Below are 6,000 nucleotides of genomic sequence, written 5' to 3' on the forward strand. Positions count from 1 at the left end.
TCTGCACGTCGAGTCGCCGGACGGGAATCGTGACCGTTTCTCAATCCTCCATCCTGTCCCTGGCCTCGGGCGGGACATCGGGACTGGCCGCAAGCCAGACATCGAAGGCGGCGAGATCGCCCCTCGCTTGCCGCTCGCGAAAATAGGTCTCGGTCTTGAGCGCGGACACCTTTTCGGCAATCGCTGTGACGAGGAACTGGTTCATCGACACCTGTTCTTCCTCCGCCACCTGACGGGCATAGGCGAACAGTGATTCAGGCAGTCTCAGTGCATCGTTGGCCATTAGGAGTGTTCCTCAAGGCGGCGGAGAAAGGCGCCCGGCGTCGGAACCGTCAGCCGGAAGCGTTCCGCCACGCCGAAATCGGCTGTATTCAACATGACCAGGGCGTCGGCGCGACCGTTCAAGCTGCGCTGCACAGCCAAAGTGCATGTCGTGCAAGATGCGGTTTCACCTAATCCTCCACAACGGTCAAGCTGAGCACACGCTCGCCGTGGACTCGCGTCGGATCCGGAAAGGGAATCAGCAGCAGATCGGTGTTCGGAGGGAGCCGGTCGCTCAGCAGGGTGTTCAGGACATCCCATTCGTCGATCGTGAACTGCAGGTCGGTGTGGAGCCAGCCCAGGGCGCCGCGGCTGCGTGTCGACACCAGGTCGGCGCAGGCGTCGGCGATGGCGTCCGTGCACTCCTCGGGGTGCGTCCAGCGCACCGCCGTGGTCCGGGCGCGCGCTCCCGAGGCGAGGATGGTGTGCACATCGACCGGGTCGCAGCAGATCATCGCCGGTTGAAAGAAGGGCAGACCGGGCAGCATGGCCTCGATGAGCGCCGCCGTCTCCAGATCGCCGCAAGTCCTGCCGATCTCGATGACCGGGCCGTCCAGGGTCGCGCGCCAATCGGGATCGAGACCCTCGGCGGACGTGTCGAGGACGACCGCCGCGCGCAAATAGACCTCGGATGCGGCCAGGTGTCGGGTCCAGATCGGGGCATCGCGTCGCGCCCGATCATCCGAAGGGTCGATCAGCAGCAGGGCGCTGGCGCATCTGTCCAGACGCAGCGCCAGCGCTTCGGCCGCTTGATGACCTTGCGTCGATCCGGTGCGGTACAGAGCGCAATCCGCAGGGATCGCGATCCGCTCGGGAAGGCGATCAAGGATGCGTTCCGCCGCGGGACCCAGGGCGATCACCAAGGGGTGAAGGTGCGTGTCCCAGTCTTCGAGGAGGTCGCGCGCGGCGAGGCTTGGATCGGTGCCGACGGGGAGCGATGAGGCGAGACCGGGGGTCTGTTGCGCCCGAGCTGCCGCCGCGAGGAGGCTCGGCAGGCGGTCGAAGACCGGGGTCAGCGGTTGGACTGTCGCCGCACGGTCGACGGCCTCGGCAAGGGTCCATCGGCCGGACAGCCCGAGCGCGCCGGCGGCGCCCATCGCGTGGATGAAGGTTCTGCGTTTCATTGCGGGACGGGCCTCACGAGCACCTGAAGGGTTTGATCCCGGGGATGATCCGGGATTTTACGACAGGTCATGTCGCATCCCTGCGGCATTGTCCGACGTTTCGACACCACGACACAGGAGTGCATCCATGTCCTTCATCGCGAACCTCAGATGCGCGCTTCTCGGCGCGGTTCTGATACCGCTCGCCGCGCCGGCAGATTCGGCGTTGACGGTGCAGCCGATCGCCAAGTCCGGCAATTGTCCGAGCGGGTACAGCACCAGCGGCGCCTATTGCAAACCCGGCGCAAAGGCCCGTGCGGCGTTGGAGAAACGCGGATCTTGTCCGAGCGGCTATTCAACCAGCGGCACCTACTGTGTGGCGGGTACGCAGGCGCGGCCGGCGGTGCCCAAGATCGGCGCCGGGTGCCCGTCGGGCTGGTCGAGCAGCGGGGATTATTGCCTGCGCAATCGTTGAGCGGAGGATAAGGGGTTCGCGAAGCTGTCGCGAGCCGACACGCCCGAATGAAAACCAACGAACGCCAAAAATGGACGGCAGCTGCCCATGCGACCGCCTCCACCGCCACCTGGATTGGGAGGGCGCGCGGTTGATCCATCGCTCTATCCGCCTGGAGTAAATTGCAAAATGCCTAAGAATTTTGTCCGTCGTACTTACGACGCCTGGATCCGCGAGCACGCCCGGCGATTTCGGTATCCGCCCTGGATCGCGGAGTCCCGCAAGAACGGCTTTGAGCTGCGTTTCGTAGGGCTGGCGCCACAGTTGAGCTTCCAGATCCGTCAACGGTGGGGAAATGCCGAGCTCATGATTCACGATGAGCGCGGCGTCTACTGGGACATCATCGGCGACTTCGACGTCACCGAGGTGCGTACACCCGATGGTCTCTATCGTTGCAAGTGGTGCCAGGACGGTGCTTGTTATCCCTCGCGTGCCGCGCTGTGGGAGGCGCATGTCTTCGAGCCGTTGCTGGACTGGGTCAATCAACGAACTGCAGATCAATGGGTTTGCCTCTATGGCACCCCGTATCAGGACATCTGGGGCGCCCGCATTCTCAGCTGCGACGCGATCGCGGAAAGAAATTGTGTCGAGACCTTCCCGCTTGTGACGGGCATTGATGGCGACCGCGGCTAGAATGAACGCCCTGCGGATAAGGGGTCCGGCATAAGTGGTCGGGGCCCCTATCGCTACAATAAGGCCGCCGTGGGAAGGAGCGTTGGATTCAGGATGCCGGGAAAATGAAGTCTTGAAGGTTCAGACCCAGGAGGCATCGTCCTTCGGCAAGCGTCCGAAATCATCGATGACCCGTGCCTGGCAGGGCGGAGTGTCGGACCAGAGCCAGAGAACGAGGTTGCGTTCAGCAGGCGTCGTGCCAGGTGCGAAGCTTGGTACGAGCGCGCCATGGCAGCCGGCGGCGATCAATGTCTCGGCGAGCGACCAGCTCGGCGGCGTTCGGTCACGCGAAACCAGGTCCTCCCAAGCACAGGCAAGTGTGGCGTCATCGACTCCGCAGGCGGCGAGTACAGCCGGATCGGTGAGGTCGATGATCCGCTCGCAGCGCACGCGATAGCCGACCAGAGTCATCGGCTGCGCCTTGAACGGCAGTCCCTGCTGGGCCTCCATCCACGCGGTCTTGGGGTCGAGTGAGGTATAGAGAGCCGGGGTGCCTCGCGGGTTGAAGCGACCGCCATGGCGTGCCGCTCCGTCGCCGGAGGTCGGCGCGAAGGCCCAGCGGGGATTGTGGGCGCGATAGACCAAACCGACGAAGGGATGCGTCGGCGGCGCATCCCTCACGCGTAGCCGCCTTCCGCGATTCGCGACAGATAATCCTTGACGGCCTGTGCGCGGCCATCCTTGACCAGATCCTCGGCCGTTCTGTCTCCGAACGACGGAAGCGGCTGAGAACGAAACCAGGCGAACGCGCGACCGGGTGAGCCGGTCCAACTCGTGACCCGATTGATGATCTCCACGGTGTCGCGTAGCCGCGTCTGGGTCTGGCGTGCCTCGCGCCGATCACGCTTGGAGACCGCGTCACGGGATAATCCGGTCGCCTTGGCCAGCTCGGTCTTGGTGATGTGCAGCACTTCGGCTAGGCGATCCGTCGCAATCAGCCCTTGGTCCGTGATGACCTCGGAGAGCAGCTCGGCGAAAGCAGACATGGAGCGCCTCATTTATAGAACCTTTCGATAGTCAGATTATGAGGCGAACGGTCCGAGACACAAGAGCGATAAGGGGCCGAGCCCTTATCTGGAGCATACGCTCACCGCCGCCGAGGCCGTCGAGGCTTCTTGATCCATTGGCGGCCGGGGGCGACTGGACGCAGGAAAGGACCTTTCTGATCTTCACGGACGGTCTGCACGACACGCTGGGGCAAGAGGCGTTGGAAGCGCTTTTTCGCACCGAGCGCCCGCTGGTCGAATCTCGGCGGCATTGTCCGGCGTTTGGACACGACGACACAGGAGTGCATCCATGTCCTTCATCGCGACCCTCAGATACGCGCTCGTCGGTGCGGTTCTGATACCGCTCGCCGCGTCGGCAGATTCGACGTTGCCGGTGCAGCCGATCGCCAAGTCGGGCAATTGCCCGAGCGGGTACAGCACCAGCGGCGCCTATTGCAAACCCGGCGCAAAGGCCCGTGCGGCGTTGGAGAAACGCGGATCGTGCCCGAGCGGCTATTCAACGAGCGGCGCCTACTGTCTGGCGGGCACGCAGGCGCGGCCGGCGGTGCCGAAAATCGGCGCCGGGTGCCCGTCGGGTTGGTCGAGCAGCGGGGATTATTGCCTGCGGAATCGTTGAGCGAGTGCCCGGCCTACTCAAGACCGCGCGCCCCACGCCGCCGTTTTGCGGTTCCGCCCTCCGACCGCCGATGGCAGGGTCGTCACCGAGGAGAACATTGAGCGTCTGCCCGAGCAGAAGAGATTTGATGCGCGCTGGAACCTGGCAATCGGACAAGCAAGCCTTGGTGCACGACTAAGTCCACCAGAGATCGCGATGAGTCAAACCGTCAACGTTCATGAAGCCAAGACCCACTTCTCGAAGCTGCTGGAACAGGCCCATCAGGGCGAGGAGATCATCGTCGCGAAAGCCGGCAAACCCTACGCCCGCCTGATGCCGTTGGCTGATGCGTCCAAGTCTCGCCGGCCAGGAAGGCTCGCCGGGCGAGTGGGAGACGCCTTCTTCGATCAGCTGCCGGACGAGGAGCTGGATGCCTGGAACCACAGCGGGGACGCGACCTGATGCGCTTGCTGTTGGATACGCACGCCCTGCTGTGGTGGTTTACCGACGACCCGCGCTTGTCCGCCCGAGCACGCGCGGTCATTGCAGACACCGGCAACAGCATCCACGCCAGCGCGGGCGGTGCCTGGGAGATCGCCACCAAGCAGAGCATCGGCAAGCCCGACGAGGTGCCGGAGGCGGCGAAGCGCTATGGCGAGCTGATCGACGCGGACGGGTTTAAACATCTGCCTGTGACCCATCTGCATGCGCTGCGGGCCGGCGGCTGGCACGTGGACCATCGCGACCCATTTGACCGGATGCTCGCCGCGCAAAGCACCTTGGAGCGCATGCCACTCGTGACAAGGGACCCGGCATTCGAACGGTTCGGGATCCAGACGCTATGGTGAGACTGCGATGGAAGGACGAAACCGACCCTGCGACCCGACCGGCATCCGAGCCCAGCGCCCCTCGACCTCGCAAAAGCAATTTTCCAACCCCCACAACGCCACGATACCGGCTAGTCCAACAAAAGGTTCAGATCGTCGCTCGCTGCGCTCGGACGATCTAACCTTATTCGTTAGGGCAGCAGTTTGTGTTCTTGCGCATACCGGCGCAATGCGCGGTTTACGGCTTCGGCACTTGGAAAGAGCTTATTGAGCTCCGGGTCTATTGTTACGACATTGGTGCCTTCGCGATACCGTTTTGCATACTTCCCGCGAGCACCGGACTTGATGAGCTCGGCAGGGTACTCCGGCCGCATCTCTTGATCATCATTGTTCATAGGCTTTACGCTCTGTAGTCGTCATGCGCCGCGCAGAGATGATTCGAATAAGCTCCGCACGTTCGGTGAAAGAGACCACCAAGTACTCGCCTCCCTGCGATCTACCAAACAAAAGGAAGCGCTCTTCCACTTGCGAATGGTCTGGATCGGAGACAGCAGACGAGAGCTCGTCCCCGAATGCTTCCGTTGCCTCCCGGAATGTGACGCCATGTTTCTTGCTGTTTGCTCGCGCTTTCGATTCGTCCCATTCAAAGTCCATGGTCATTTGGTGCCTGCTGCCCTAACGTTATGCATCCCGCGACCGGAACCGCGTATGCTGTGCCCGACGGCTCGCTGTAAGCTACGCGGGTGTGTAGGCTCGCGGGTAATTCAAGTCTTAGGCAATTCTTCTTTCTTGGTTTTCGGAATATCGTGGTTTGTCCGTGGTTTTAGTGCATCCCATTACACACAACTTTAAGTGTACAGGCTAAAATATCGCTTTTGGACGATCTCCGGGGGCGTCGATGGGCTGGGCAGAAGCGGAATTTCAAGGACTTGATCTGGGCGATACGCGCCGCGAGCGGCGT

12 protein-coding genes are annotated in these 6,000 nt (G+C 62.8%); 6 read left to right on the forward strand and 6 right to left on the reverse strand.

Annotated features, from left to right (window positions below; genetic code table 11):
* Window positions 1-40 precede the first annotated feature (40 nt).
* Together BLV04_RS19800 and BLV04_RS19810 are read right to left on the reverse strand one after the other, a co-directional pair.
* Entirely contained in the window at window positions 41-283 is a 243-nt protein-coding gene (locus tag BLV04_RS19800; protein ID WP_093036493.1) for a hypothetical protein, read from the reverse strand.
* A 169-nt stretch (window positions 284-452) separates the two neighbouring features.
* Window positions 453-1,445, reverse strand: coding sequence for a hypothetical protein (locus tag BLV04_RS19810; protein ID WP_093036496.1), 993 nt, complete (start codon window positions 1,443-1,445; stop codon window positions 453-455).
* A gap of 127 nt (window positions 1,446-1,572) precedes the next feature.
* Here BLV04_RS19810 and BLV04_RS19815 point away from each other — a divergent pair, with 127 nt between their 5' ends.
* On the forward strand, window positions 1,573-1,899 hold the full coding sequence (locus BLV04_RS19815; protein WP_093036499.1) for a hypothetical protein: 327 nt from the start codon (window positions 1,573-1,575) through the stop codon (window positions 1,897-1,899).
* A gap of 168 nt (window positions 1,900-2,067) precedes the next feature.
* Window positions 2,068-2,571: a hypothetical protein gene (locus BLV04_RS19820; protein ID WP_093036502.1), complete on the forward strand. Its 504-nt coding sequence runs from the start codon at window positions 2,068-2,070 to the stop codon at window positions 2,569-2,571.
* A 120-nt stretch (window positions 2,572-2,691) separates the two neighbouring features.
* Here the strand turns inward: BLV04_RS19820 and BLV04_RS19825 are convergent, their stop codons facing one another.
* Both BLV04_RS19825 and BLV04_RS19830 read right to left on the reverse strand, forming a co-directional pair.
* Window positions 2,692-3,231 (reverse strand): RES family NAD+ phosphorylase, encoded by a 540-nt coding sequence (locus BLV04_RS19825; RefSeq protein ID WP_245731958.1) that lies wholly within the window; start codon window positions 3,229-3,231, stop codon window positions 2,692-2,694.
* Window positions 3,228-3,596: an antitoxin Xre/MbcA/ParS toxin-binding domain-containing protein gene (locus BLV04_RS19830; protein ID WP_093036505.1), complete on the reverse strand. Its 369-nt coding sequence runs from the start codon at window positions 3,594-3,596 to the stop codon at window positions 3,228-3,230. Before BLV04_RS19830 ends, BLV04_RS19825 begins: the two co-directional genes overlap by 4 nt.
* 310 nt (window positions 3,597-3,906) lie before the next feature.
* Here BLV04_RS19830 and BLV04_RS19835 point away from each other — a divergent pair, with 310 nt between their 5' ends.
* From BLV04_RS19835 to BLV04_RS19845, 3 genes are all read left to right on the forward strand, one after another.
* Window positions 3,907-4,233, forward strand: coding sequence for a hypothetical protein (locus tag BLV04_RS19835; RefSeq protein WP_093036508.1), 327 nt, complete (start codon window positions 3,907-3,909; stop codon window positions 4,231-4,233).
* 195 nt (window positions 4,234-4,428) lie between these two features.
* Window positions 4,429-4,674, forward strand: a complete 246-nt coding sequence (locus tag BLV04_RS19840) for a type II toxin-antitoxin system Phd/YefM family antitoxin (RefSeq protein ID WP_093036511.1) — start codon at window positions 4,429-4,431, stop codon at window positions 4,672-4,674.
* Window positions 4,674-5,060, forward strand: a complete 387-nt coding sequence (locus BLV04_RS19845) for a type II toxin-antitoxin system VapC family toxin (protein WP_093036514.1) — start codon at window positions 4,674-4,676, stop codon at window positions 5,058-5,060. The genes BLV04_RS19840 and BLV04_RS19845 overlap by 1 nt, the downstream gene beginning before the upstream one ends.
* 170 nt (window positions 5,061-5,230) lie before the next feature.
* On the opposite strand, the gene BLV04_RS19850 is transcribed toward BLV04_RS19845, so the two are convergent.
* Together BLV04_RS19850 and BLV04_RS19855 are read right to left on the reverse strand one after the other, a co-directional pair.
* Window positions 5,231-5,434 carry a hypothetical protein gene (locus BLV04_RS19850; protein ID WP_093036517.1) on the reverse strand — a complete coding sequence of 68 codons (204 nt, stop codon included), beginning with the start codon at window positions 5,432-5,434 and terminating at the stop codon, window positions 5,231-5,233.
* Window positions 5,424-5,699, reverse strand: a complete 276-nt coding sequence (locus BLV04_RS19855) for a BrnT family toxin (protein WP_245731959.1) — start codon at window positions 5,697-5,699, stop codon at window positions 5,424-5,426. Before BLV04_RS19855 ends, BLV04_RS19850 begins: the two co-directional genes overlap by 11 nt.
* A 238-nt stretch (window positions 5,700-5,937) precedes the next feature.
* On the opposite strand from BLV04_RS19855, the gene BLV04_RS26100 reads away from it, so the two are divergent.
* On the forward strand, window positions 5,938-6,000 hold a 63-nt coding region (locus tag BLV04_RS26100; protein ID WP_139191975.1), incomplete at its 3' end, for a transposase DNA-binding-containing protein.

Source organism: Thiocapsa roseopersicina (assembly GCF_900106925.1).
Taxonomy (GTDB): Bacteria; Pseudomonadota; Gammaproteobacteria; order Chromatiales; family Chromatiaceae; genus Thiocapsa; species Thiocapsa roseopersicina.

What these genes read in the sequence shown, in the direction of transcription:
- BLV04_RS19850 (WP_093036517.1), bottom strand. Translation starts at nt 5,434, where the DNA reads ATGAACAATGATGATCAAGAGATGCGGCCGGAGTACCCTGCCGAGCTC.
- BLV04_RS19820 (WP_093036502.1), top strand. Translation starts at nt 2,068, where the DNA reads ATGCCTAAGAATTTTGTCCGTCGTACTTACGACGCCTGGATCCGCGAG.
- BLV04_RS19840 (WP_093036511.1), top strand. Translation starts at nt 4,429, where the DNA reads ATGAGTCAAACCGTCAACGTTCATGAAGCCAAGACCCACTTCTCGAAG.
- BLV04_RS19800 (WP_093036493.1), bottom strand. Translation starts at nt 283, where the DNA reads ATGGCCAACGATGCACTGAGACTGCCTGAATCACTGTTCGCCTATGCC.
- BLV04_RS19855 (WP_245731959.1), bottom strand. Translation starts at nt 5,699, where the DNA reads ATGACCATGGACTTTGAATGGGACGAATCGAAAGCGCGAGCAAACAGC.
- BLV04_RS19810 (WP_093036496.1), bottom strand. Translation starts at nt 1,445, where the DNA reads ATGAAACGCAGAACCTTCATCCACGCGATGGGCGCCGCCGGCGCGCTC.
- BLV04_RS19815 (WP_093036499.1), top strand. Translation starts at nt 1,573, where the DNA reads ATGTCCTTCATCGCGAACCTCAGATGCGCGCTTCTCGGCGCGGTTCTG.
- BLV04_RS19835 (WP_093036508.1), top strand. Translation starts at nt 3,907, where the DNA reads ATGTCCTTCATCGCGACCCTCAGATACGCGCTCGTCGGTGCGGTTCTG.
- BLV04_RS19845 (WP_093036514.1), top strand. Translation starts at nt 4,674, where the DNA reads ATGCGCTTGCTGTTGGATACGCACGCCCTGCTGTGGTGGTTTACCGAC.
- BLV04_RS19830 (WP_093036505.1), bottom strand. Translation starts at nt 3,596, where the DNA reads ATGTCTGCTTTCGCCGAGCTGCTCTCCGAGGTCATCACGGACCAAGGG.